The organism is Streptomyces sp. NPDC001933 (genome assembly GCF_042890955.1).
In the GTDB taxonomy this organism is placed as follows: domain Bacteria; phylum Actinomycetota; class Actinomycetes; order Streptomycetales; family Streptomycetaceae; genus Streptomyces.
In genome coordinates, this window is the sequence record NZ_JBIASS010000005.1 from 327,834 (window position 1) to 350,522 (window position 22,689).

Here is a 22,689-nt window from a genome sequence, read left to right on the forward strand (position 1 = left end):
CCCTCTCACCATCATTTTTTTGTTATGGTTTTTATTTTGTTGTCCTCTGCCGAATCCCCCCCCCCCCCCCCCCCCCCGCCGGGCCCCCCCCCCCCCCCCCCCCCCCGCAGCCGCAGCCGCTGAACCGCACGCGACCGAGAAAGCAGAGCCGCCCTCCATGACCTCCACCACCGACGCCGACCCCACCGCCTCCGACGGCTACGGGGAGCTGCGCGCCCAGCTCGCGACGCTCACCACCGAGGCGTTCCGGCCCGAGCTCGCCGAGATCGACCGGCTCGGCACACTTGAGATCGCCCGCATCATGAACGGCGAGGACCAGTCCGTCCCGGCCGCCGTCGGCGCCCGGCTGCCCGAGATAGCCGCCGCCATCGACGGCACGGCGGAGCGCATGGCGCGCGGCGGCCGGCTGATCTACGCGGGCGCGGGCACCGCCGGCCGGCTCGGCGTGCTCGACGCCAGCGAGTGCCCGCCCACCTTCAACACCGACCCCTCCGAGGTCATCGGCCTGATCGCGGGCGGCCCGACCGCCATGGTCAAGGCCGTCGAGGGCGCCGAGGACAGCAAGGAGCTGGCCGCCGCCGACCTCGATGCCCTGGACCTCACCGCCGACGACACCGTGGTCGGCATCTCCGCCTCCGGCCGCACGCCGTACGCGATCGGGGCCGTCGAGCACGCCCGCGGCAAGGGCGCGCTGACCATCGGTCTCTCCTGCAACGCGGACTCCGCGCTGGGCGCCGCGGCGGAGCACGCCATCGAGGTCGTCGTCGGCCCGGAGCTGCTCACCGGCTCCACCCGGCTCAAGGCGGGCACGGCCCAGAAGCTCGTCCTCAACATGCTCTCGACGATCACGATGATCCGGCTCGGCAAGACGTACGGGAACCTGATGGTCGACGTCCGCGCCTCCAACGAGAAGCTGCGCGCCCGCTCCCGCCGGATCGTCTCGCTCGCCACCGGAGCGTCCGACGAGGAGATCGAGGCCGCCCTCGCCGCGACCGACGGCGAGGTGAAGAACGCCATCCTCACCATCCTCGGCCAGGTCGACGGCCCCACCGCCGCCGACCTCCTGACCGCGTCCGGCGGCCACCTCCGCGCCGCCCTCGCCGCCGCCCCCCGCACCACCTGAACCACCGGCTCCATCCCCGCACCCCCGCACAGCAAGGCACCACGCACCATGGCAACAGAAGACAAGAACCGCGCCACCGCCGCCGCGATCCTTCCGCTCGTCGGTGGCGCCGCGAACGTCAGCACCATCGCCCACTGCATGACCCGGCTCCGGCTGGGTCTGCACGACCGCTCCCTCGTCGACGACGAGGCCCTGAAGGCGGTCCCCGCCGTCATGGGCGTGGTCGAGGACGACACGTACCAGATCGTCCTCGGCCCGGGGACCGTCGCCCGGGTCACGCCGGAGTTCGAGCGACTGGTTGAGGAGGGCGCGGAGGGCCGGGCAGCAGCCCCTGATCCGGGCGAAGCCGCGCCCTCGGCATCCGCCTCCGCCTCCGCCTCGGCGGACGAGCTGGCCGCCCATGGTGCCGCGATGAAGGCGGCCCGGAAGACGAAGAACGCCACCCCGTTCAAGCTGTTCCTGCGCCGGATCGCGAACATCTTCGTCCCGCTGATCCCGGCGCTCATCGGCTGCGGCATCATCGCCGGCCTCAACGGCCTGCTGGTGAACCTGGGCTGGCTGACCTCGGTCACCCCCGCCCTCGCCGCGATGGCGTCCGGTTTCATGGCGCTGATCGCCGTCTTCGTCGGCTACAACACGGCGAAGGAGTTCGGCGGCACGGCGATCCTGGGCGGTGCGGTCGCCGCGATCATCGTCTTCCCGGGCGTCGCGAACATCGAGGCGTTCGGCCAGAAGCTCTCCCCCGGGCAGGGCGGTGTGCTGGGCGCGCTCGGCGCGGCGGTGCTCGCGGTGTACGTGGAGAAGTGGTGCCGCCGCTGGGTGCCCGAGGCACTGGACGTACTGGTCACCCCGACCCTCACGGTCCTGGTCTCCGGCCTGGTGACGATCTTCGGCCTGATGTACGTGGCCGGCGAGGTCTCCACCGCCATCGGTACGTTCGCCGACTGGCTGCTCTCCAACGGCGGTGCGGGCGCGGGCTTCGTGCTCGGCGGTCTCTTCCTGCCCCTGGTGATGCTGGGCCTGCACCAGGCGCTCATCCCGATCCACACCACCCTGATCGAGCAGCAGGGCTACACCGTGCTGCTCCCGATCCTCGCGATGGCGGGCGCCGGCCAGGTCGGCGCGGCCGCGGCGGTCTACTTCCGCCTCCCGCGCAACGAGTCGATCCGCCGCACCATCAAGTCCGCGCTCCCGGCCGGTCTGCTGGGCGTCGGCGAGCCCCTGATCTACGGCGTCAGCCTCCCGCTCGGCCGCCCGTTCATCACGGCGTGCGTGGGCGGCGCGTTCGGCGGAGGCTTCATCGGCCTGTTCAACCAGCTCGGCGACAAGGTCGGCTCCACGGCCATCGGCCCGTCCGGCTGGGCCCTGTTCCCCCTGCTCGACGGCAACCACGGCCTGGGCACCACGGCCGCGATCTACGGGGGCGGCCTGCTGGTCGGCTACCTCGCCGGGTTCCTCGCGACGTACTTCTTCGGATTCAGCAAGGACCTGCTGACGGAGTTCAACGTCTCACAGGAACCCGCCGCGTCCACGGTCACGGCAACGGGCGCCCCGGCGTCCCCGGCCCCCGGCCCCGACACCCCCACGAAGGAACCGGCCGGAGTCTGACCCCGGTCTGAGCAGGCATGGATGAGGGCGGCACCCGACCGGGGTGTCGCCCTTCCGTGTATCCAAAGCCGGGTCACACCCGGCGCAACAACACCTTCACGGCAGCCTCCCCTCCCTGTTGACCTCCCGGACCCGGGCCCGCAGCACCTCCCCCAGCGGCGCCGGGCGCACCGACTCCGGCGGGCAGTCCCACTCCGCCCCACCGCCCGGCGCCCGCAGCTGTACGTACGGCCCGACGTGCCCCATCACGCGCCCCACCCGCCCGTCCCGGGTGTCCACCGCGAACGAACCCGGCTCCGGCGCGCTCGACTCAGGTCCTTCACCGTTCATGACCGGCCAGTCCCTGCGCCTCCAGCACCACACTCAGCCTCAGCACCGTGTCGAGATTGCACCGTCCGAGGTCCACCAGCGGCGTCCCCGGGTCGCTCCCCGCACATGACACCGGGTCGATCCGCAGCGATGGCAGCGTGATCCCGACACCCGAGAACCCCTCCTTCAAACGCGCCACCGCGTCCTCCGCTGCCCGCACTCTGCCCTCCGTCGCCCTGCGCCGTTCCTTGATCGTCATGATCCATTCCTTTCCACGCTGAGTAATGACAATGCATACCCAGCGTGTCCAACGTGTCGCTAACCTGGAAGAGGCGCAGAACCAACAACCGCACATGTGTCACAGGGAGTTGTCATGCCGGGGCCCAAGAAGCTCGACCCCTCCTCCTCTCCACGCGCCCTGCTCGGCGCGGAGCTCCGCCACCGAAGAGAGGGCGCGGGTCTCTCGCAGGAGGCGCTGGGCATCCCGCTGTTCGTGAGCGGTTCCTTCATCGGGCAGTTGGAGTCCGGTACGCGTCGGATGCAGTTGGATCAGGCCGAGAAGCTGGACGAGATCCTGAAGTCGGAAGGCTTCTTCGTCCGCAACTGCGCGGCCCTGAAGAAGTCGAAGTACCCGGATCACGCATTGCCCACCGCGACTTGGCGGAAGTCCACGTACAGCGACGGCAGCGGCGGCGACTGCCTCGAAGTCGCCGACGGCCACCCCGGCATCGTCCCCGTGCGGGACTCCAAGGTGGCCGAGGGGCCGGCGCTCGTGTTCCGGGACGCCGCGTGGACGTCGTTCATCGCGGACCTCAAGAGCGTCCGGGCCTGACGGAACGGGCCGGATCGACCGAGGCCGTCGGTCGGTCCGGCCCGCGTCCGGTCCAGTGGTCAGGCCCTGACCCGACCGCCGGGCGGTGCACCCACTCGATCGAGTGGAGGTTTCAGGCCATATATGCGGTTTGCGTGAAGAATACCCTCGGCTGACGCGATCATTCGGCGGTGAACTCAACATTCCGGACGGCCCACCGTCCCAAGTCACTGCGTGCGGCCGGATTCGGCGCGCTCGCCGTGCTGACCCTGCTTCCGGCGATCCCGGCCGCCGCCTCCACCGCGAAGGAGGCGTCACCGCGGCCCGCGGCGCAGGCGATGCACCGCCCCGTCACCCAGGCCGAGGCCAGGACCTCCGCGCGCCTCGACTCGTTGCAGGGCAGGCCGGAGAAGCTGAAGGCGTTCTTCAAGGCCCTGCCCAAGGGCGGTGACCTGCACAACCACCTGTCGGGGGCGGTCACCACCGAGTACCTGATCCAGCTCGCGAGCGAGGCCGGGCTGTGCATCGACGCGACGGACACGGCCGTGGCGCCGCCGTGCGGGCCGGGTACGAGGCCGGCGGCCGACGCGCAGCACGACGCCGCGTTCCGGCAGCGGATCATCCGGGCCTGGTCCATGCAGGACTTCCCGGCCGACCAGTCCGGGCACGACCACTTCTTCGACACGTTCGGCAAGTTCGGCATGGCCACCTGGTACACCCGCGGCAAGATGCTCGCGAACGTGGCCAACACCGTGGTCGAGCAGAACCAGTTCTACCTGGAGACCCTGGTCACCCCCGCTTCGGACGCCGGCAGGGCGCTCGCCGACAAGGTGGGCTACGACGCCGACCTGGCCGCCCTCCACGCCAAGCTCGTGGCCGGTGGCCAGCTCGACCGGGTGGTGGACGAGGCGGTCCAGGAGGCCGACGACACCGACGTGCAGTTCCGCGAGGCCGCGCACTGCGACACGCCCCGCCCCGACCCGGGCTGCAAGCTCCCCGTCAGGTGGATCTCCCAGGTGTCCCGGGGCAGCTCCCCGGTACGGGTGTTCACGCAGATGGCGGTCGGCATGCGACTGGCCGAGCGCGACCCGAGGTTCCTCGCGGTCAACCTCGTACAGCCGGAGGACGGCGAGAGCGCGCTGACCAACTACAGCCTCCAGATGCGGATGCTGAAGTACCTGCGCGGCCAGTACCCGGACTCCCACCTCACCCTGCACGCCGGTGAGCTGGCCCCCGGCCTGGTCAAGCCCGAGGACCTGACCTTCCACATCCGTGAAGCGGTGCTCGTGGCCGGAGCCGAGCGCATCGGCCACGGCGTGGACCTGGTCCACGAGGACGACTGGCGGCAGCTGGCCCGCACGATGGCGCGGCGCAACGTGGCCGTCGAGGTGCCGTTCTCCAGCAACAAGCAGATCCTCGGCATCGCGGGCGACGACCACCCGTTCAACGCCTACCGCCGCTACGGCGTCCCGATCGTCCTGGCCACCGACGACCCGGGCGTCTCCCGGATCGACATCAGCCACGAGTACCAGTACGCGGCCAATACGTACGGCCTCGGCTACGTCGAGCTGAAGGACCTGGCCCGCGCCTCGCTGGAGTACGCGTTCCGCGAGGGCCGCAGCCTGTGGGCCACCGACTCCGCCCGGTCCGGCTACCGCCCGGTCTCCGCCTGCCAGGGCAACCGGCCGGGCACCGACCGCCCGAGCTCGCGCTGCGCCCGCTACCTCGCCGACAACCCGAAGGCGGCGACCGAGTGGCGCCAGGAGACGGCCTTCGCCGTCTTCGAGCGCGACAACCGCTGACCCGAGCGCCCCGGGCCGGGTACGGGGCTTGAGCCCCGGGCCCGGTACGGGGCTTGAGCCCCGGGCCCGCCGCGCTCTCCGTACGGGCGTCAGGCGTCACTCGCCTCGTTCGTCCTGCTCCGCCGCCCACAGATGGCCGAGCGTCCCGAGGACCAGACGGCAGACGTCGTCCGGATCGGCCCCGGCCAGGGGTTCCCGGGCGACGACCGTCCGCATCAGGCCGATTCCCAGCAGCCAGGCCATGGCGAGATCCGCGCGCAGCGCGCCGTCCTCGGCCCCGGACAGCCCGGCCAGCGCGCTCTGGTACGCCTCGCCCAGCTCCCGCAGGGTTCCGGCCGCCTCGTCGCCCCGCCCGACCGACCGCAGATAGACCTCCAGGGAACGGTCCTCCGGCCCCTCCGCGCTCCGGGTCAGCATCGAGCGCAGGGCGGTCTCGAACAGCTCCTCCGGCGGCGTCGCCCGCAGCTGCTCCAGCCCGCCGAGCGCGACGACCTCCGTCAGCAGCCCCCGCTTCGAGCCGAAGTACCTGAACAACAGGGCCTGGTTGACCCCGGCCCGCGCCGCTATCTCCCGGACCGTCGCCCCCTCGTAGCCACGCTCCGCGAACAGGTCCCGGGCCGCCTCCAGCAAGCGGCGACGGGTGGCCGCGGCGTCCCTGCGGCGCTCTTCGGGCTGCGGGGCGGAAGCGGTCTCCATGGCGGCTTTCCTCTCGAACGGCCCGTCAGGATAACGGCCTTAAAGCGTCGTTGACTGCCTGGGAAGACCACTTCTACCGTTGTAAGCAGCTGCTTACATCCGGGAGGCCGCAGTGAACACAGCAGATACCGAACCCCTCGCCTACCCCTTCAACACCCCCGACGGGCTCCAGCTGGCCGAGGCCTACGAGCACGTACGCGAACGGCCGGGGCTCTTACGGGTCCAGATGCCGTACGGCGAACCGGCCTGGCTCGTCACCCGCTACGCCGACGCCCGGCTCGTCCTCGGCGACCAGCGCTTCAGCCGGGCCGCCGCCGCCTCGCACGACGAGCCCCGGCAGTCCGAGGGGCAGCGCGACGGGGGCATCCTCGGCATGGACCCGCCGGACCACACCCGGCTGCGTTCCCTGGTCGCCAAGGCGTTCACCGTCCGCCAGGTCGAGAAGCTGCGCCCCCAGGTCCGGGAGCTGACCGCCGGCCTGCTCGACGAGCTGGAGACCGCGGGGCCGCCCGCCGACCTGGTCGACCTGTTCGCACTTCCGTTGCCGGTCGCCGTGATCTGCCGGATGCTGGGCGTACCAACTGAGGACCGGCCGCGCTTCCGGGTGTGGAGCGACGACGCGCTGTCGACCAGCTCCCTCACCGCCGAGGAGTTCGACGCGAGCCGCGAGGAACTGCGCGCCTACATGGCCGGGTTGATCGACCAACACCGCCGCGCACCGCAGGACGACCTGATGACGGCGCTCATCGAGGCCCGCGACGGCGGCGACCGGCTCTCCGAGCTCGAACTCGTCGATCTGTGCGTGGGCATCCTGGTCGCGGGGCACGAGACCACCGCGTCCCAGATCCCCAACTTCGTCCTCACCCTGCTCGACCACCCGGACCAGCTGGCCAGGCTCAGGGCCGAACCCGAGCTCGTCCCGAACGCGGTGGAGGAGCTGTTGCGCTTCGTCCCCCTGGGCAGCGGTGCCGGTCAGCCCCGGTACGCCACCGAGGACATCGAGGTCGGCGGGACCCTCGTCCGGGCGGGCAGCCCGGTCCTGGTCGCCGTCGGCGCCGCCAACCGCGACGCACTGCGGTTCGCCGCCCCGGGCGTCCTCGACATCGCCCGCGAGGGCAACCAGCACCTCGGATTCGGCCATGGCGTCCACCACTGCCTGGGCGCCCCGCTGGCCCGGCTCGAACTCCAGGAGGCGCTGGCCGCCCTCATCGCCCGCTTCCCGGAGCTGCGGCCGGCCGGGGATGTGACCTGGAAGTCCGAGATGCTGGTGCGCGGCCCGCGCGTCATGCCGGTGGAGTGGTGAGCGCCATGGCCTGGAACGTACGCGTCGACCCCCAGCTCTGCCAGGGCTCGGGCATGTGCGCAGGGACGGTCCCCGAGGTGTTCGCCCTGGACGGTGAGCGCGCCCGTGTCCGGTCCGACGGGATCGAGCCGGACGAACGGGTCCTGGACGCCGCCGACATCTGCCCGGCCCTGGCGATCACCGTGCACGACGGGAACACCGTCATCGGCCCCCGCCGCGACTGACCCGTCCCCCAGCCGGTATCGGCCTGACTTCTCAGTGGCCGTCCGGTGCGCGGTGGGGTGCCCACAGCTGGTCGGCGTCACCGGCGGCGAGTCTGCCCCGGTAGACGTCGACCTTGTGGGCGATGAGCTTCAGGTTCTCCTGGAGTTCGGCGATCCGGGCGAGCACCTGGTCCTCGTGCGCTTCGAGCAGCTCCAGTCGCTGCTCCTCGTTGCCCCGGCCCGCCGCGACAAGTTCGGCGTAGCGGCGGATTCCTCTGATGGGCATGCCGGTCGCCCGGAGCCTGGTGCAGATGGTGATCCACTCCAGGTCGAACGCGCGGTAGCGGCGCCGGCCGCCGTGGGTCCGGTCCACGGGGGTGACGACCAGTCCGGCGCGTTCGTAGTAGCGCAGGGTGTGTGCGCTCACCCCGGTACGACGGGCGGCCTCGGCGATGCTCAGCCCCGACTCGGGTACGGGCTCGGGCAGTTGTTGGTTGACTTCGACCACGCTCTAGAACCTAGCGTCCCGGACATGCCCGAATCCGTGCCCGTACTCAGTCCTCGCCGTCGGCTCCTGGTGCTCACGATCTGCTGCGCGAGCGTGATCGTCGTGGTGATGGACATCTCTGTCGTCAACGTCGCCCTGCCGTCGATCCGCCACGACCTGCGGGCCTCGGTGTCCGGCCTGCAGTGGACGGTCGACGCGTACACCCTGGTGCTGGCCGGCTTCCTGGTGCTGGCCGGGTCCACCGCTGACCGGTTCGGCCGTCGGCGCGTCTTCCAGGCCGGCCTCGCCGCCTTCGGGCTCGGCTCGCTGCTTTGCGGACTGGCGCCGGGCATCGGCTGGCTGGTCGCGGCGCGTGTGCTGCAGGCTGTCGGCGGCACGATGCTCAATCCGGTGGCGATGGCGATCGTCGCCACCACGTTCCCCGAACCGGCCGCGCGGGCCAGGGCCATCGGTGTGTTCGGCTCGATGACCGGCCTGTCGCTGGCACTGGGGCCGGTCATCGGCGGCGCCCTGGTCGACGGCCTCGGCTGGCACTCCGTCTTCTGGGTCAACGTGCCGATCGTCGCCGCCGCGATCGTGTGCACCGCGCTGTTCGTACCCGAGTCCCGTGCCCCGCGAGTGCGCCGCTTCGACCCGGTGGGCCAGGCTCTGGTGATCCTCGTACTGGGTGGCGTCGTCTTCGCGATCACCGAATCCAGGGCCCTGGGCTGGACCTCTCCGGTCATCCTGGGCCTGCTCTCCCTGTCCGTCCTCGGCGTGCTCGGCATACTCGGCCACCAATCGCGCCGGGTGGACCCGCTGTTGGAGCTGCGCCTGTTCCGCAGCGTGCCGTTCAGCTCGGCGATCCTGATGGCGCTCTTCGCTCTGTGCGGGTTCGGCGCGTTCCTCTTCGTCACCACCCAGTACCTGCAGAACGTACGCGGCATGTCGGCGTTCACGGCCGGGCTGTGCCTGCTCCCGGTCGGGGGGCTGGTCGTCGCGCTCTCTCCGTTCACCGGCAGGCTGGTCGGTGCGCGCGGTCCGAGAGTGCCGCTGGTGGTCGCCGGGTGCGCGCTGGCGCTGGGCGGCGGCGCATCGCTCTGGCTCACACCGGCCACCCCGCTGCCGGCCCTGCTCGCGGTCTACCTCCTGTTCGGCATTTTCCTGAGCACCGTGAACCCACCGATCACCAACACCGCCGTCTCCGGAATGCCCCGCTCGATGGCCGGGGTGGCGGCCTCCCTGGCCTCCGCCGGCCGCCAGACCGGCACCACTCTGGGCGTCGCCGTCTCCGGAACGATCGTGGCTTCGGCCCTGCCCCGCGGCGGACCGGCGTTCACCGACGCGGAGCACACCGTGTGGTGGCTGGTACTCGGACTGGGCCTCGGCATCACGGCCCTGGGCCTGCTCAGCACCGGCCGCTGGGCCATGAACACCGCCACCCGAACGGCGACACTGTTCGAGCAGCTGGACCACGGCACGGCCCTCCGGACCGCCCCTGCCGCCCGGCGGTGATCGGAGGCGCGGCCGAGCGGCAGAGCATCTGCGAAACCGTCCCGATCAGGCCAACCGAATGCTGAGCTGGGAACCGAGCTCGCTGAACCCCAGCGCGACCGCCACCTTCCTCGATGCCGGGACGCGGGCCCGCCATTGCAGCAGCAGGTCCTGTGCGAGCGCGTGCCGGACCGAGGCGGATCCGGTCGCGCGGGCAAAGCCCCTTCCGCGCCAGGCGGGCGAGGTCAGCACGCTCACGTGAGCCGTCGAGTTCGGCCATACGCGATATCCGGAAGCAGCGACGATCTCACCGTCGGTCCGCAGAACGAACGCGGGTGAGGTGATCTCGGCGAGGGATGCCTCTCCGACATCCTCCGCCCCCGCCGCCTTCTCAAGGGCCCTCACCTCCGCATGGTCGGCGGGCAGTACCTCCACACGTGGCTCTGCGAGCGCTACTGGCCGGAAGCCACCGGCCTCTGCATAGGCGAGTGCGGCGGGCCCGAGAACCTCACCGATCGGGAGAACCCTCCCCACCGCTTCCGGGTCCGTCAACCTGTCGGCAGGCAGCTCAGCCACAGCCTGACGGACCCGGGCAGCGGACTTCACGCTCGGAGCGGTGACGACGGCTGCTCCGCCCAGGAGCACGATGCCCACCCACCCAGGTGGGCAGAACCTCGAATCAGGAGAGGCGACGACGCCGACCTCGCCCACCGCCCCGAACGAGACCGGCGCCGACGCCACCTCCTGCCATAGGCCTTGGGCCCTGATCAGCAACGAATCGTTGGACATGAACCGACCCTTCCAGAGCCGCGTGCTCGCACGCACTCGGAATGAATGCATCAGGACCGGCATCGAAGACCACCCCGACTGACGGAGAGCCGAGCACTTCTGACCGCGAGCGCGCTGCCGTAGGCGAGGTCGACGCCATCGGCCGACAGAATCTCCGAACCACTGACCTCAAGTGGTTCCGGAGCGTTGCCAACGCTGCGCCCCCTCAGAGACACGACCGGGCCCGGAGCTCAAGCCCCGGGCCCGGTCGCGGAAGGCGAGGGGCGCTAGCCGACCCGTACCAGGACCCACTCGCGCTCGCCCTGGCCGCCCAGCCTCGCGCGGTCGTCCTGCGGGGTGAGCGTGCCCAGGTTCGAGGCGCCGTCGAGGCTCAGGGCGACGCCCAAGCCGTTGGACGAGCCATGGATCAGCCACTGGTCCGGAGAAGTGTTGCACTCACGCTCGGCCACGGCGGGCGGGTAGATCTTCAGGGGCGACAGGGCCAGGCAGCGGTTCTCGTCGTTCGCCTCGCGGAACTGCACGGACCCGTTCGGCAGGTTGATCGCGTGCCAGCCGGAGTTGCTGCCGCAGTCGCCGAGCTCACCGCCGAACACGCCTCCGCCGGAGTTCAGACACTGGCCGCTCTCGGCGTTCTGGATCAGGTAGTAGCCGTTGTCGACGGCCTGGGCGGGGGTGGAGAGCGCCACGACCGCGACGGCGGACGCGGCCAGCGACAGGATGGATCGGATACGCACGGGACTCCTCGTACGACTTGAGTGGGGGGATTCCGGGCCAATCCGCCCGGCGCGGGCCGATGTCGACCGGCCCGGCACCCAAGATCACAGGGGCCGCCGCCCCTCTCCCGCATCCCGCGTCGCGCCCCCGCCGGTCCACCCCGTCAGCAGAGGCGCACTTGGAGCGCGCTCGGCGCATTCGGAGTGGGGCGCGCGCCCCCTCTCACCAGCGGCGTTCCGCCCGGGGCTCAAGCCGCGAAGTCCGAGCGCTCTTTCAGCGGAATGGGAGGTGGGCCACTTCCCACCCACCCACCCCGAGCAGCGAGTTGACATTTTGTGACCGACTTGCCACCGACAGTGGTGACGCTCTAGCGTGCCGAATGCAGAGCGATGCTCCGTGACGCAGATCGGCCCCTGCCGGTGGTGGAACACCAAACAGGGGCCTGACCACTTCGACCGCTTACAAGGAGCGATCTGATGGCTGTCGGCCAGCTTAGTGCTGCCCCGTGCGCCCCGCACGTACCCCTGCCAGCACCCCCGCACCCTCACCCGCACCCGATGGCCAATCCGGGGTACGGCAAGCGGTCCGCACCCGGCCAACACCCTCGTACCGAGCGCGATTTCGCTCACCTTCCGGCTCGCGAGGCGTCCATCGCCGCGTATCTCGACCGGCTGCCCGAGGGCTCCGACATCTCCGTGAAGACGCTGGCCAAACACCTCCCGTACGGGCAGTGCGCGCTGCGCACCGCCCTCAACCGGCTCCAGGACGCCGGGCATCTGCGGCGCGGCAGCGAGTGCGTCGCCAACGAAGAGGTGCTGCTCTGGGTGACCCGTACGTTCTTCTCCCGGACCGCTCGGGACGACGAGTGGTGGGCGGCGTTCACCCGGGGTGACGTACCGGTCGATCAGCCCCGACGCCCCACCCGGTCCCGCGCGTTCGCGCTGCTCGCCGCGCTGGGCCGTACCGCGCCCACGCTCACGCTGTCGGCGGCCGACTGTACGGCGCTGGAGCCGCAGGTCGGCGAGTGGTTCGAGCGCGGGGCCACCGAGGCGGAGCTGCTGCACGCCCTCACCGACGGGCTGCCCTCACCCGTCCACCACGCGGCGGCCCTGGTCCGCAGGCGGCTCGCCGACAAGATGCCACCCGAACGGGTCGCTCCGGCGCAACGGCGAACGGTGTTGCGCACCCTCGAATGCAGCGAGTGCCGCTCACCGGGCAGCGCGGAGGCCCTGATCGGCGGCCGGTGCAGGCCCTGCCGGGGCGAAGCGGCCGTCGCACCAGCCGGGCCCAGCGGGGCCGTACCGGCGGACGGCGTACGGAATCGGATGAACGACGTACGGGCCGGGCTCGTTCGACGGTCCGTCAGGCCGGGGCACCCCAGGAGCTCATGAGGCCGCGAGGCCGAGCCGTCACCCGGTGTCCGAAAGTGGCTCCCACCTGGGAGTGGTTTGAATCGCCTTCGGCGACCGGTCGCTACGTTCCGTGTTCCTCTTGGCGCGCATCGTAATCAACTGCCCCAAAGGGGAACGAACCATGTCCGAACCCACCCATGAGCAGATCGTCTCCGGGCTCCACGACCGGCCCCCCATCGCGCTGGCCCCCGGCCCACGCCTGGACGCCGAGAGGCCCAGCTCCCTTCCGTTGCCGCCCAGCGATGTGTGGGAGCTGCCGGGCGGTACCGCCTGGGTCTACTACGGCGAGGGGAACCCCGGTCTCGTCCGGCCGGTGGTCTTCTCCGACGGCTTCAGTACGGGGCCGAGCGAACTGGAATTCTCCTGGCAGATCATGGAGTTCGGCGACTACGCGCTGATCAGCGAGCTGCGCCGCCGTGGCCACGATGTCGTCCTGCTCGGCTATCACGAGCGCAGTGCGTCGATTCTGGACAACTCCCGTACCGCGCAGGCCGCGATCGCGCGGGCCATCGCGGAGCGGCTGGGCGACACGCCGCTGGCGGTCGGCGGGTTCAGCATGGGCGGGCTCGTCACCCGGCACGCGCTGGCCAAGATGGAGAGCCGGGGCATCGACCACCAGACCTCGCTGTACTTCTCGTACGACAGCCCGCACCGGGGCGCCTGGATCCCGATCGCGCTCCAGGCGTTCGCGCACTACATCAAGGACCTCGACAGCCGATTCTCCGACCAGATCAACAGCCCGGCCGCCCGCCAGCTGCTGTGGCGGCACATCGAGAAGTGGGACAGCACTCCTGACCAGAGCGACGAGCGCGGCGCGTTCCTGGCCGAGATGCAGGCGGTCGGCGAATGGCCGCGCAGGCCCCGGCTGATCGGTGTCGCCAACGGGACGGCCGACGGGACCGGCACCGATGTCCGGGCGGGTGAACTGGCCCTGGAGGGCAAGGGCCTGACGGTTGTGGGTACCAAGCTCTACACCCAGGCACCCGGGCTCGACGAGCTCGTCGCGAAGCTGCGGGTGGTGACGCTGAAGACCAACGAGGTCCGTACGAAGGGGCTCCCGTCGATCGACGGCGCGCCCGGCGGCTCATTGGAGGGCTTCGGCATCCTCGCGGACGCCTTCAACGCCCTGAACCCGTTCCTCGGCTTCAAGACCGATGTACGTATCCGGTCGCACTGCTTCGTACCGTCCGTCAGCGCGGTCGATGTCGCCGACCTGGACACGGACGACGAGCTGTACAAGGACATCTCCGCGCTCCCGGAGGGCACCGGCGGGCTGGACGAGTTCAAGCTCGCTTCCCGGAACGAGGGGCACACCCTCGTGACGGAGGAACTCTGCACCTGGCTGCTCGACCGCCTGCCGTAGGAAGGTCCGTGGAGCGGGACGGCGGCGCGGCGTACGGTGCCCCGTCTCATACCGGGGAGCCCTCATACGTGGGTGCCCGTGGTGTTGTACTCCCCCGGGCTCGGCGACCTGCGCATCTGGAGCACCGCGCTCGTGGAGGACCTGGCGAGCCGGGGGTACGCCGTCGTCACGATCGACCACGCCCACGAGGCGACCGGGGTCGAGTTCCCGGACGGCCACGGGGCGCCGCCGGGACGGTGCCGTCGCACCGCGCCCTGGCCGCGAACCGGGCGTACGTCGTGTCGTTCTTCGGCCGGTGGCTGCGCGGGCACGACGACCATCTGCTGGACGGACCCTCGGAACGCTTCCCGGAGATGGTGTTCGCCCGGTAGGGCGGCAGCGCCAAAGAGCCGGCCCCAGAGTGTCAGCACAAAAAAGCGTCGGCCCCTTGGACCAGCTGGTCCAAGGGGCCGACACCTTAAAGCTGTACAGGAACTACCGATCCGTCAGGATCAGAAGTCCATGTCACCGCCCGGCATGCCGCCCGGAGCGGCCGCGCCGGCCTTCTCCGGCTTGTCGGCGATGACGGCCTCGGTGGTGAGGAAGAGCGCGGCGATGGACGCGGCGTTCTGCAGAGCGGAACGCGTGACCTTCGCCGGGTCGAGGATGCCCTCGGCGATCATGTCGACGTACTCGCCGGTCGCGGCGTTCAGACCGTGGCCGACGGCCAGGTTGCGCACCTTCTCGACGACGACGCCGCCCTCAAGACCACCGTTGACGGCGATCTGCTTGAGCGGGGCCTCCAGCGCCAGCTTGACGGCGTTGGCGCCGGTCGCCTCGTCACCCGAGAGCTCCAGCTTCTCGAAGACGGCCGAGGCCTGGAGCAGAGCCACGCCACCACCGGCGACGATGCCCTCCTCGACGGCGGCCTTGGCGTTGCGCACCGCGTCCTCGATGCGGTGCTTGCGCTCCTTGAGCTCGACCTCGGTCGCGGCACCGGCCTTGATGACGGCCACGCCGCCGGCCAGCTTCGCGAGGCGCTCCTGGAGCTTCTCGCGGTCGTAGTCCGAGTCGGAGTTCTCGATCTCGGCGCGGATCTGGTTGACCCGGCCCTGGACCTGGTCGCTGTCACCGGCGCCGTCGACGATGGTCGTCTCGTCCTTGGTGATGACGACCTTGCGGGCGCGGCCGAGCAGGTCGAGACCGGCGTTCTCCAGCTTGAGGCCGACCTCCTCGGAGATGACGGTGCCACCGGTGAGGATGGCGATGTCGCCGAGCATGGCCTTGCGGCGGTCACCGAAGCCCGGGGCCTTGACGGCGACGGACTTGAAGGTGCCACGGATCTTGTTGACGACCAGGGTCGACAGGGCCTCGCCCTCGACGTCCTCGGCGATGATCAGCAGCGGCTTGCCGGACTGCATGACCTTCTCCAGCAGCGGAAGGAGGTCCTTCACGTTGCTGATCTTCGAGTTGACGATCAGGATGTACGGGTCGTCCAGGGACGACTCCATGCGCTCCATGTCGGTGGCGAAGTACGCCGAGATGTAGCCCTTGTCGAAGCGCATACCCTCGGTGAGCTCCAGCTCCAGACCGAAGGTCTGGGACTCCTCGACGGTGATGACGCCTTCCTTGCCGACCTTGTCCATGGCCTCGGCGATGAGCTCGCCGATCTGGGTGTCGGCGGCGGAGATGGAGGCCGTCGAAGCGATCTGCTCCTTGGTCTCCACATCCTTGGCCTGCTCCAGGAGGGCGGCGGAGACGGCCTCGACGGCCTTCTCGATACCCCGCTTGAGGGCCATCGGGTTGGCACCCGCGGCGACGTTGCGCAGGCCCTCGCGGACGAGAGCCTGGGCGAGAACGGTGGCGGTGGTCGTACCGTCGCCGGCGACGTCGTCCGTCTTCTTGGCGACCTCCTTGACCAGCTCCGCACCGATCTTCTCGTACGGGTCCTCCAGCTCGATCTCCTTGGCGATGGAAACACCATCGTTGGTGATCGTGGGGGCGCCCCACTTCTTCTCAAGGACGACGTTGCGACCCTTGGGGCCAAGGGTGACCTTGACGGCGTCGGCGAGCTGGTTCATGCCGCGCTCGAGACCGCGCCGGGCCTCCTCGTCGAACGCGATGATCTTGGCCATGTGAAGTGGTCCTCCCGGACAGGGGTGGATTTCTCCGGACCGAGTGGCGCCCGCGACGGACGGCCTGCGTGAGCCGGTGGTTCCTTGCCCCACCGGCCCGCGGGCCTCACCGGCCCGGTCCAAGTTCTGTCACTCTCACCTGGAGAGTGCTAACGCCAATGATTAGCACTCGACCCCCTTGAGTGCAAGCGTCCCCCTCGGGATGTGGACAACCCCGGAGGGTCGCGGAGGGGTGCGGGGGCTGTGGAAAACGTCCGGCGGCGCAGGTCGGGACGGCATGCGCCGCCTTGTGTGCGCGGGGGCGCACCGGCGCGCGCAAGGCGGCCGCTCGTACACATACGTCTCGGCGGCCCGGTAGTCGGGCGCGCCGGCGCGCGCAGGGCGGCCGCGACGCACCGAGGGCCCGTACCCCCTGGGTACGGGCCCTCAGCGCGTGAGTGCAGTGCGTGAATGGTGTCGTTGGCCGACCGTTCGAACTCAGCCGACGGCGAGCTTGACCATGTCTGCCTGCGGCCCCTTCTGGCCCTGCGAGATCTCGAATTCAACTCGCTGACCCTCTTCGAGGGTGCGGTACCCGTCCATCTGGATCGCGCTGTAGTGGACGAAAACATCCGCACCACCGTCGACCGCGATGAAGCCGTACCCCTTCTCCGCGTTGAACCACTTGACGGTGCCCTGAGCCATGCCTAACTCCCCTATTACTGGCCCTTGCGCAGGACCGCACTTCGCGGACCCGGGTCAGAACTCACCCTCCGACAGGAGAGGGTGTGTGCGCCGGAACGCGTCGACCGCGGCTGAATGTATCTGCCCAACTGCCCTCTGCAACAGGTCAATCGGACGAGAATTCTCGGCCGCACCGAACGCCCGAATATGGGGAATTCATAAGATTCCTGGGCAAGTCGGGCCAGGCAAAGGCGACTTATGCCGCAAGCACATCGCACACTTTGGCTGCATCTTGTCGCGGCCGGGCGCATTCTCATATGCGGGCGGCACGGGCAGCTGGGGGGACTTCCCACACTCTACCCCGCTCAACCATGCAGAATTGCCCCCTCCGCGATTGAAGCGGAGGGGGCAATTCGATAACGCGGTGGGGTCGGACGGGGCGTCAGCAGCCGCCGGCCACGGCCGGGATGATCGAGATTCCGGCACCGTCCGGCGTGGCCGTCTCCAGACCGCCTTCAAAGCGCACGTCGTCGTCGTTGACGTACACGTTCACGAAGCGGCGCAGCTTGCCCTGGTCGTCCAGGACGCGGGCGGCGATGCCCGGGTGGTTCTGCTCCAGGGACTCGATGACCTGGGAGAGGGTCGAGCCCTCGGCCGGGACCTCGGCCTGGCCGCCCGTGTAGGTGCGGAGAATGGTGGGGATGCGGACCTTGACGCTCATGGTGGGTGCCCTTCCTGGAGTCTCGGGTGGTCAGCTGGTGGCGAGGCCGGCGGCGCGGAACGCGTCCAGGCTGGGACGGATCGTCGCGGTCGCCTGAGAGGTTTCGGCCACCGCGTCGAGGGTCTTGAGACCGTCACCCGTGTTGAGTACGACGGTGGTCAGCGACGGGTCGATCAGACCGGCCTCGATGAGCTTCTTCGTCACGCCGACCGTCACACCGCCCGCCGTCTCCGCGAAGATGCCCTCGGTGCGCGCCAGCAGCTTGATCGCGTCGACGACCTGCTCGTCGTTCACGTCCTCCACGGCGCCGCCGGTGCGGCGGGCGATGTCCAGGACGTACGGGCCGTCGGCCGGGTTGCCGATGGCGAGGGACTTGGCGATCGTGTTCGGCTTCTGCGGCCGGACGACGTCGTGGCCGCCCTTGTACGCGACCGAGACCGGCGAGCAGCCCTCGGCCTGGGCGCCGAAGAGCTTGTACGGCTTGTCCTCGACCAGGCCGAGCTTGATCAGCTCCTGGAGGCCCTTGTCGATCTTCGTGAACTGCGAGCCGGACGCGATCGGGATGACCAGCTGGTCCGGGAGCTGCCAGCCCAGCTGCTCGCAGATCTCGTACGCCAGGGTCTTGGAGCCTTCGCCGTAGTACGGACGCAGGTTGACGTTGACGAAGCCCCAGCCCTCGCCGAGCGGGTCGCCGATGAGCTCGGAGCAGAAGCGGTTGACGTCGTCGTAGTTGCCCTCGATGCCGACCAGTTCACCGCCGTACACCGCGGCCATGACGACCTTGCCCTGCTCCAGGTCGTGCGGGATGAACACGCAGGAGCGGAAGCCGGCTCGGGCGGCGGCGGCGCCGACGGCACCGGCGAGGTTGCCGGTGGAGGAGCAGGAGAGGGTGGTGAAGCCGAAGGCGCGGGCGGCCTCGATGGCCTGGGCGACGACGCGGTCCTTGAAGGAGTGCGTGGGGTTGCCGGAGTCGTCCTTGACGAAGAGCTTGCCCTGCTCGACGCCGAGCTCACGGGCGAGGTTGTCGGCCTGGACGAGCTTGGTCCAGCCGGGGTTCAGGTTCGGCTTCTCGGCGACATCGGCGGGGACCGGCAGCAGCGGCGCGTAGCGCCAGATGTTGGCCGGGCCGGCCTCGATGCGCTTCTTCAGCTCCTCGGGAGAGCCGCTCGGCAGGTCGTACGCGACTTCGAGCGGCCCGAAACAGGACGCGCAGGCGAAAATGGGGCCGAGTTCGAAACGCTCGCCGCACTCGCGGCAGGAAAGGCCTGAGGCGGGGCCGAGGTCGACGGATTCAGCGTTGACGGCTTCGGCGTCGACGGAAGAATCGGTGCTTACTGCAACGGTCTGCGCAGCCATGGTGGCGAGGCCCTTTCTCCTCATCTTCCTCGCGGCGCGTTTCGCCACGAGACGGAATTGGCACCTTCCTCACCGGACCTCACGGTCGGTGGGGGGGTTGCCGGGACTTCAACGGGCCGTTCCCTCAGTCCCTCTGGATGAGCGCTGTGGCACCGGATCTTCGATCCGGGCATTTATCGGCGGACGGACCCCGGCATGCGATGGTCGTCCGCGTTGTTCAAGACTGTAACCGAAGCACCGGACTCTTGAGATAGTCGTCCGAACCGCGAGATGGATCACATACAGGGAGTATCGACCGTGCTGGAAGAGGTCGAATGCTGGCTGGCCAGGCGTTCCTGGTCGGCCGCCGACCGCCCGCTGGACAGCCTGCTGGCCGCCAGGGCCAGGGCCGGGGAATCGAGCCGCGGGAGCGTCAGTGTCGTACTGCCGGCGCTGAACGAGGAGGCGACGGTCGGCGAGATCGTCGCGACGATCCGGCGCGAGCTGATGGAGAAGGTCCGGCTGGTCGACGAGCTCGTGGTGATCGATTCCGGTTCCACCGACGCCACCGCAGAGGTGGCCCGGGAGGCCGGTGCCCGGGTCGTGCACCGCGACGCGATACTCCCCCGGATACCGGCCGTGCCCGGCAAGGGCGAGGTGCTGTGGCGGTCGCTCCTGGTGACCGGTGGCGACATCGTCTGCTTCATCGACGCCGACCTGAAGGACTTCTCGGCGGACTTCGTCTCCGGCATCGTCGGACCGCTGCTGACCGACCCGGACGTGCAGTTCGTGAAGGCGATGTACGACCGCCCGTTCGGTGACACGGCGGGGCAGGGCGGCCGGGTGACCGAACTCGTGGCCCGGCCGCTGCTCAATCTGCACTGGCCGCAACTGGCCGGTTTCGTGCAGCCGCTGGGCGGTGAATACGCCGTACGCCGCTCGCTGCTCGAACGGCTGCCCTTCCCCGTCGGCTACGGCGTGGAACTGGGCCTGCTGGTCGACGCGCTGCACACGGTGGGGCTGGACGCGCTGGCCCAGGTCGACGTGGGGGTGCGCAAGCACCGGCACCAGGACGGGCAGGCGCTCGGCCGGATGGCGGCGGCGATCTACCGGACCGCGCAGCTGCGGCTCTCCCGCGGCCACCTGACCCGCCCGGCGCTCACCCAGTTCGAACGCGGCGAGAACGGCTTCGTGCCGCGCACCCATGCCGTGGACACCGAGGAGCGGCCGCCGATGTGCGAGATCGAGGAGTACGTTTCGCGCCGCGCGGCGTGATGCGGTCGGGCCACGTGGTCCGGCCACGTGGCCTGATGTGGTCTGACTTCGCACGTTTGGGCGGTTCGTGATCGGGCTAGATTCCGCAACATGGTCTCCGAGCACGATGCCCAGCCCGCTGCCCAGGTCCTCGTCGCGTCCAATCGCGGCCCGGTCTCCTACACCCTGGGCGAGGACGGATCGCTCGACGCGAAACGGGGCGGCGGCGGTCTCGTCTCCGGGCTGAGCGCCGTGGACGACAAGCTGTGGGTGTGCGCCGCGCTCGGTGACGGGGACCGGGAGGCGGTCCGGCGCGGGGTCGCCGAGCAGGGCGTACGAATGCTCGACATCGACGCGCGGGTGCACGCCGACGCGTACAACGGGATCGCGAACTCGGTGCTCTGGTTCGTCCACCACATGCTGTACCAGACGCCGCTGGAGCCGGTCTTCGACGCGGAGTTCCGGCGGCAGTGGGCGTCGTTCGAGACCTACAACCGGGCCTTCGCCCAGGCGCTCGCCGAGGAGGCGGGGCAGGGTGCGGCGGTGCTGGTGCAGGACTACCACCTGGCGCTGGTGCCGGGCATGCTCCGCGAGCTCCGCCCCGACCTGCGGATCGGCCACTTCTCGCACACCCCGTGGGCGCCCGTCGACTACTTCCGGCTGCTCCCCGACGACATCGCCGAGCAGTTGCTGCACGGCATCCTGGGCGCGGACCGGGCGGCGTTCCTGACCCGGCGCTGGGCGGACGCGTTCATCGGCTGCTGCACCCAGATCCTGGGCGGCACCGGGCGGACCAGGATCGGGGTGCACGGGCTCGGCGCGGACGCGGACTTCCTGCGCCGCCGGGCCCACGAGGCGGATGTGGACGAGCGGATGGCGGCACTGCGCGAGCAGACCGGCCCCGGCCGGAGGACGATCGTACGGGTGGACCGAACGGAACTGTCCAAGAACATCGTGCGCGGCCTGCTCGCGTACCGCGCGCTCCTGGACGAGCGGCCCGAGTGGCGCGAACGCGTCGTCCATGTCGCCTTCGCCTACCCCTCGCGGCAGGACCTGGCGGTGTACCGGGACTACACGGCCGAGGTGCAGCGGGTCGCCGACGAGATCAACACCGTGTACGGGACGGAGGGCTGGACTCCGGTGGTCCTGCACGTCAAGGACGACTTCGCCCGCTCGCTCGCCGCGTACCGGCTGGCCGACGTGGCGCTCGTCAACCCGATCCGTGACGGCATGAACCTGGTCGCCAAGGAGATCCCGGTCGTCTCCGACCACGGCTGCGCGCTGGTGCTGTCGCGGGAGGCGGGGGCGTACGAGGAGCTGGGCAGCGACGCGGTGGTGGTGAATCCGTACGACGTCTCCGCTACGGCGGCGGCGCTGCACGAGGCGCTGACCATGGCGGAGGACGAACGGGCCGCGCGCACGGAACGCCTGGCCGCGGCGGCGGTCGCGCTGCCGCCGCAGCAGTGGTTCCTGGACCAGCTTGACGCGTTGCGGCGGGGCTGACAGCGGCCGGGTCCGGTCGGATCCGTCGGGGCTGTCAGAGCTGCTGGGCCAGTGTCGTCAGGAAGGCGACCACGTCGCCCGGTCCGGCCAGCAGCAGATCGGCCCGCTCGGCCAGTTCGGGCACCTCCGCGCTGCCGCTGCACACCAGCAGGCCGGGGATGCCGTCGGGGCCCTCGGTGCGGAGCTTCTCCACCGCCGAGTACGCGGCGAGGTCGCCGAGGTCGTCGCCCGCGTACAGCACCGACTCGGCGTCCGTCTCCCGTACGTACTGGGCGAGCGCCACGCCCTTGTCCATGCCCGGCGGGCGCAGCTCCAGGACCAGCCGGCCCGGCTCGACGATCAGTCCGTGCCGGGCGGCGAGTTCGCCGAGCGGGCCGCCCAGCGCCTCGAACGCGGCCTGCGGGTCGGCGGCCCGGCGGGTGTGGACGGCGATCGCCCGGCCCTTCTCCTCTATCCACGTGCCGTGCCAGGAGCCGGACCGGTCGAGCACGCCGGGCAGTTCGGCGCGGACCGAGGCGATGCCGGGGTGCGGGGCGGGGGCGTGGACGGTGCCGGACACGGCGTCCCAGCGTTCGGCGCCGTAGTGGCCGAGGACGACGAGGTGGTCGAGGCCCGGGACTCCGGCGAAGCCGCCGTGGCGGACCGCGACGCCGGCCGGGCGGCCGGTGATCACGGCGACGGAGGCCACTTTCGGGGCGAGCGCGGCAAGGGCCTCGACGGCGCCGGGGTGGGCGCGGGCCTGTTCCGGGTCCGGGACGATGTCGGCGAGGGTGCCGTCGAAATCGAGCGCGATGACGGCGCGGTCGGGGCGCGCGAGGATCGCGGCGAGGGCCTCGCGGCCGGGTGGGGTGGCGGGGGTCGGGAGCTCGGACGGGGTTTCGCTCGACGCGGGTGCGGGTGCCTGCGCGGATGCGTGTGTGGGTGCGGGTTCGGGTGCGGGTGCTTCCGGGTTGCTGCCCATGGGGCGAGCCTATAGCGGCGGGCC

Annotated in this window: 23 protein-coding genes, 1 pseudogene and 1 riboswitch; of the genes and pseudogenes, 13 read left to right on the forward strand and 11 right to left on the reverse strand. The window is 70.4% G+C overall.

The genetic code is table 11. The features are described from left to right. Positions 1–157 precede the first annotated feature (157 nt). Both murQ and ACFYY7_RS15305 read left to right on the forward strand, forming a co-directional pair. Positions 158–1,123 (forward strand): N-acetylmuramic acid 6-phosphate etherase, encoded by a 966-nt coding sequence (gene murQ / locus ACFYY7_RS15300; protein ID WP_388661708.1) that lies wholly within the window; start codon positions 158–160, stop codon positions 1,121–1,123. A 48-nt stretch (positions 1,124–1,171) separates the two neighbouring features. Continuing rightward, positions 1,172–2,731, forward strand: a complete 1,560-nt coding sequence (locus ACFYY7_RS15305) for a PTS transporter subunit EIIC (protein WP_388661710.1) — start codon at positions 1,172–1,174, stop codon at positions 2,729–2,731. Between the two features lie 96 nt (positions 2,732–2,827). On the opposite strand, the gene ACFYY7_RS15310 is transcribed toward ACFYY7_RS15305, so the two are convergent. Both ACFYY7_RS15310 and ACFYY7_RS15315 read right to left on the reverse strand, forming a co-directional pair. Further along, positions 2,828–3,061, reverse strand: coding sequence for a hypothetical protein (locus ACFYY7_RS15310; protein ID WP_388661712.1), 234 nt, complete (start codon positions 3,059–3,061; stop codon positions 2,828–2,830). Beyond that, on the reverse strand, positions 3,051–3,299 hold the full coding sequence (locus tag ACFYY7_RS15315; protein ID WP_388661713.1) for a hypothetical protein: 249 nt from the start codon (positions 3,297–3,299) through the stop codon (positions 3,051–3,053). The genes ACFYY7_RS15310 and ACFYY7_RS15315 overlap by 11 nt, the downstream gene beginning before the upstream one ends. Positions 3,300–3,413: 114 nt before the next feature. Here ACFYY7_RS15315 and ACFYY7_RS15320 point away from each other — a divergent pair. The 3 genes and pseudogenes from ACFYY7_RS15320 to ACFYY7_RS15330 form a co-directional block, all read left to right on the forward strand. Beyond that, positions 3,414–3,680, forward strand: a pseudogene (locus ACFYY7_RS15320) (helix-turn-helix domain-containing protein); the annotation flags it as partial. Continuing rightward, positions 3,654–3,872: a DUF397 domain-containing protein gene (locus ACFYY7_RS15325; protein ID WP_388662022.1), complete on the forward strand. Its 219-nt coding sequence runs from the start codon at positions 3,654–3,656 to the stop codon at positions 3,870–3,872. The pseudogene ACFYY7_RS15320 and the gene ACFYY7_RS15325, both read left to right, overlap by 27 nt. A 170-nt stretch (positions 3,873–4,042) precedes the next feature. Continuing rightward, entirely contained in the window at positions 4,043–5,653 is a 1,611-nt protein-coding gene (locus ACFYY7_RS15330; protein ID WP_388661715.1) for an adenosine deaminase, read from the forward strand. A gap of 96 nt (positions 5,654–5,749) precedes the next feature. On the opposite strand, the gene ACFYY7_RS15335 is transcribed toward ACFYY7_RS15330, so the two are convergent. Then, positions 5,750–6,349, reverse strand: coding sequence for a TetR family transcriptional regulator (locus ACFYY7_RS15335; protein WP_388661717.1), 600 nt, complete (start codon positions 6,347–6,349; stop codon positions 5,750–5,752). A 112-nt stretch (positions 6,350–6,461) separates the two neighbouring features. Here ACFYY7_RS15335 and ACFYY7_RS15340 point away from each other — a divergent pair, with 112 nt between their 5' ends. After that, complete coding sequence (locus ACFYY7_RS15340) at positions 6,462–7,652, forward strand: cytochrome P450 (RefSeq protein WP_388661719.1); 1,191 nt, start codon at positions 6,462–6,464, stop codon at positions 7,650–7,652. 5 nt (positions 7,653–7,657) lie between these two features. Further along, the gene (locus ACFYY7_RS15345; protein ID WP_376633388.1) at positions 7,658–7,876 is read left to right on the forward strand and encodes a ferredoxin; all 219 of its coding nucleotides are present in this window, start codon (positions 7,658–7,660) and stop codon (positions 7,874–7,876) included. 31 nt (positions 7,877–7,907) lie between these two features. On the opposite strand, the gene ACFYY7_RS15350 is transcribed toward ACFYY7_RS15345, so the two are convergent. After that, positions 7,908–8,363, reverse strand: a complete 456-nt coding sequence (locus ACFYY7_RS15350) for a MerR family transcriptional regulator (protein WP_388661721.1) — start codon at positions 8,361–8,363, stop codon at positions 7,908–7,910. Between the two features lie 24 nt (positions 8,364–8,387). Between ACFYY7_RS15350 and ACFYY7_RS15355 the strand changes: the two genes are divergently transcribed. Beyond that, positions 8,388–9,857, forward strand: coding sequence for an MFS transporter (locus ACFYY7_RS15355; protein ID WP_388661723.1), 1,470 nt, complete (start codon positions 8,388–8,390; stop codon positions 9,855–9,857). Between the two features lie 45 nt (positions 9,858–9,902). On the opposite strand, the gene ACFYY7_RS15360 is transcribed toward ACFYY7_RS15355, so the two are convergent. Together ACFYY7_RS15360 and ACFYY7_RS15365 are read right to left on the reverse strand one after the other, a co-directional pair. After that, complete coding sequence (locus ACFYY7_RS15360; protein WP_388661725.1) at positions 9,903–10,688, reverse strand: GNAT family N-acetyltransferase; 786 nt, start codon at positions 10,686–10,688, stop codon at positions 9,903–9,905. Positions 10,689–10,891: 203 nt separating this feature from the next. Then, positions 10,892–11,359 (reverse strand): RICIN domain-containing protein, encoded by a 468-nt coding sequence (locus tag ACFYY7_RS15365; RefSeq protein ID WP_388661727.1) that lies wholly within the window; start codon positions 11,357–11,359, stop codon positions 10,892–10,894. Between the two features lie 537 nt (positions 11,360–11,896). On the opposite strand from ACFYY7_RS15365, the gene ACFYY7_RS15370 reads away from it, so the two are divergent. The 3 genes from ACFYY7_RS15370 to ACFYY7_RS15380 all read left to right on the forward strand — a co-directional run bounded on the left by ACFYY7_RS15370 (position 11,897) and on the right by ACFYY7_RS15380 (position 14,485). Beyond that, positions 11,897–12,730: a hypothetical protein gene (locus ACFYY7_RS15370; RefSeq protein WP_388661728.1), complete on the forward strand. Its 834-nt coding sequence runs from the start codon at positions 11,897–11,899 to the stop codon at positions 12,728–12,730. Between the two features lie 142 nt (positions 12,731–12,872). After that, positions 12,873–14,114, forward strand: a complete 1,242-nt coding sequence (locus tag ACFYY7_RS15375) for a hypothetical protein (RefSeq protein WP_388661730.1) — start codon at positions 12,873–12,875, stop codon at positions 14,112–14,114. Positions 14,115–14,350: 236 nt separating this feature from the next. Then, positions 14,351–14,485: a hypothetical protein gene (locus tag ACFYY7_RS15380; RefSeq protein WP_388661732.1), complete on the forward strand. Its 135-nt coding sequence runs from the start codon at positions 14,351–14,353 to the stop codon at positions 14,483–14,485. A gap of 120 nt (positions 14,486–14,605) precedes the next feature. Here ACFYY7_RS15380 and groL read toward each other — a convergent pair whose 3' ends face one another. The 4 genes from groL to thrC all read right to left on the reverse strand — a co-directional run bounded on the left by groL (position 14,606) and on the right by thrC (position 18,968). Further along, positions 14,606–16,228, reverse strand: coding sequence for a chaperonin GroEL (gene groL / locus ACFYY7_RS15385; protein WP_388661734.1), 1,623 nt, complete (start codon positions 16,226–16,228; stop codon positions 14,606–14,608). Positions 16,229–16,705: 477 nt separating this feature from the next. Next, entirely contained in the window at positions 16,706–16,912 is a 207-nt protein-coding gene (locus ACFYY7_RS15390) for a cold-shock protein (RefSeq protein ID WP_003967346.1), read from the reverse strand. A 421-nt stretch (positions 16,913–17,333) separates the two neighbouring features. Beyond that, positions 17,334–17,612, reverse strand: a complete 279-nt coding sequence (locus ACFYY7_RS15395) for a MoaD/ThiS family protein (protein ID WP_072487929.1) — start codon at positions 17,610–17,612, stop codon at positions 17,334–17,336. 30 nt (positions 17,613–17,642) lie between these two features. After that, on the reverse strand, positions 17,643–18,968 hold the full coding sequence (gene thrC / locus ACFYY7_RS15400; RefSeq protein ID WP_351258514.1) for a threonine synthase: 1,326 nt from the start codon (positions 18,966–18,968) through the stop codon (positions 17,643–17,645). A gap of 17 nt (positions 18,969–18,985) precedes the next feature. Further along, positions 18,986–19,112: riboswitch (SAM riboswitch) on the reverse strand. Positions 19,113–19,265: 153 nt separating this feature from the next. Here thrC and ACFYY7_RS15405 point away from each other — a divergent pair. Both ACFYY7_RS15405 and ACFYY7_RS15410 read left to right on the forward strand, forming a co-directional pair. Further along, positions 19,266–20,222, forward strand: coding sequence for a glucosyl-3-phosphoglycerate synthase (locus tag ACFYY7_RS15405; protein ID WP_376634940.1), 957 nt, complete (start codon positions 19,266–19,268; stop codon positions 20,220–20,222). Positions 20,223–20,312: 90 nt separating this feature from the next. Then, the gene (locus ACFYY7_RS15410; RefSeq protein WP_388661736.1) at positions 20,313–21,704 is read left to right on the forward strand and encodes a trehalose-6-phosphate synthase; all 1,392 of its coding nucleotides are present in this window, start codon (positions 20,313–20,315) and stop codon (positions 21,702–21,704) included. Between the two features lie 34 nt (positions 21,705–21,738). Here the strand turns inward: ACFYY7_RS15410 and otsB are convergent, their stop codons facing one another. Continuing rightward, a complete protein-coding gene (gene otsB, locus ACFYY7_RS15415; protein ID WP_388661738.1) occupies positions 21,739–22,665 on the reverse strand; it encodes a trehalose-phosphatase in 927 nt (308 codons plus the stop codon). Positions 22,666–22,689: the final 24 nt, after the last annotated feature.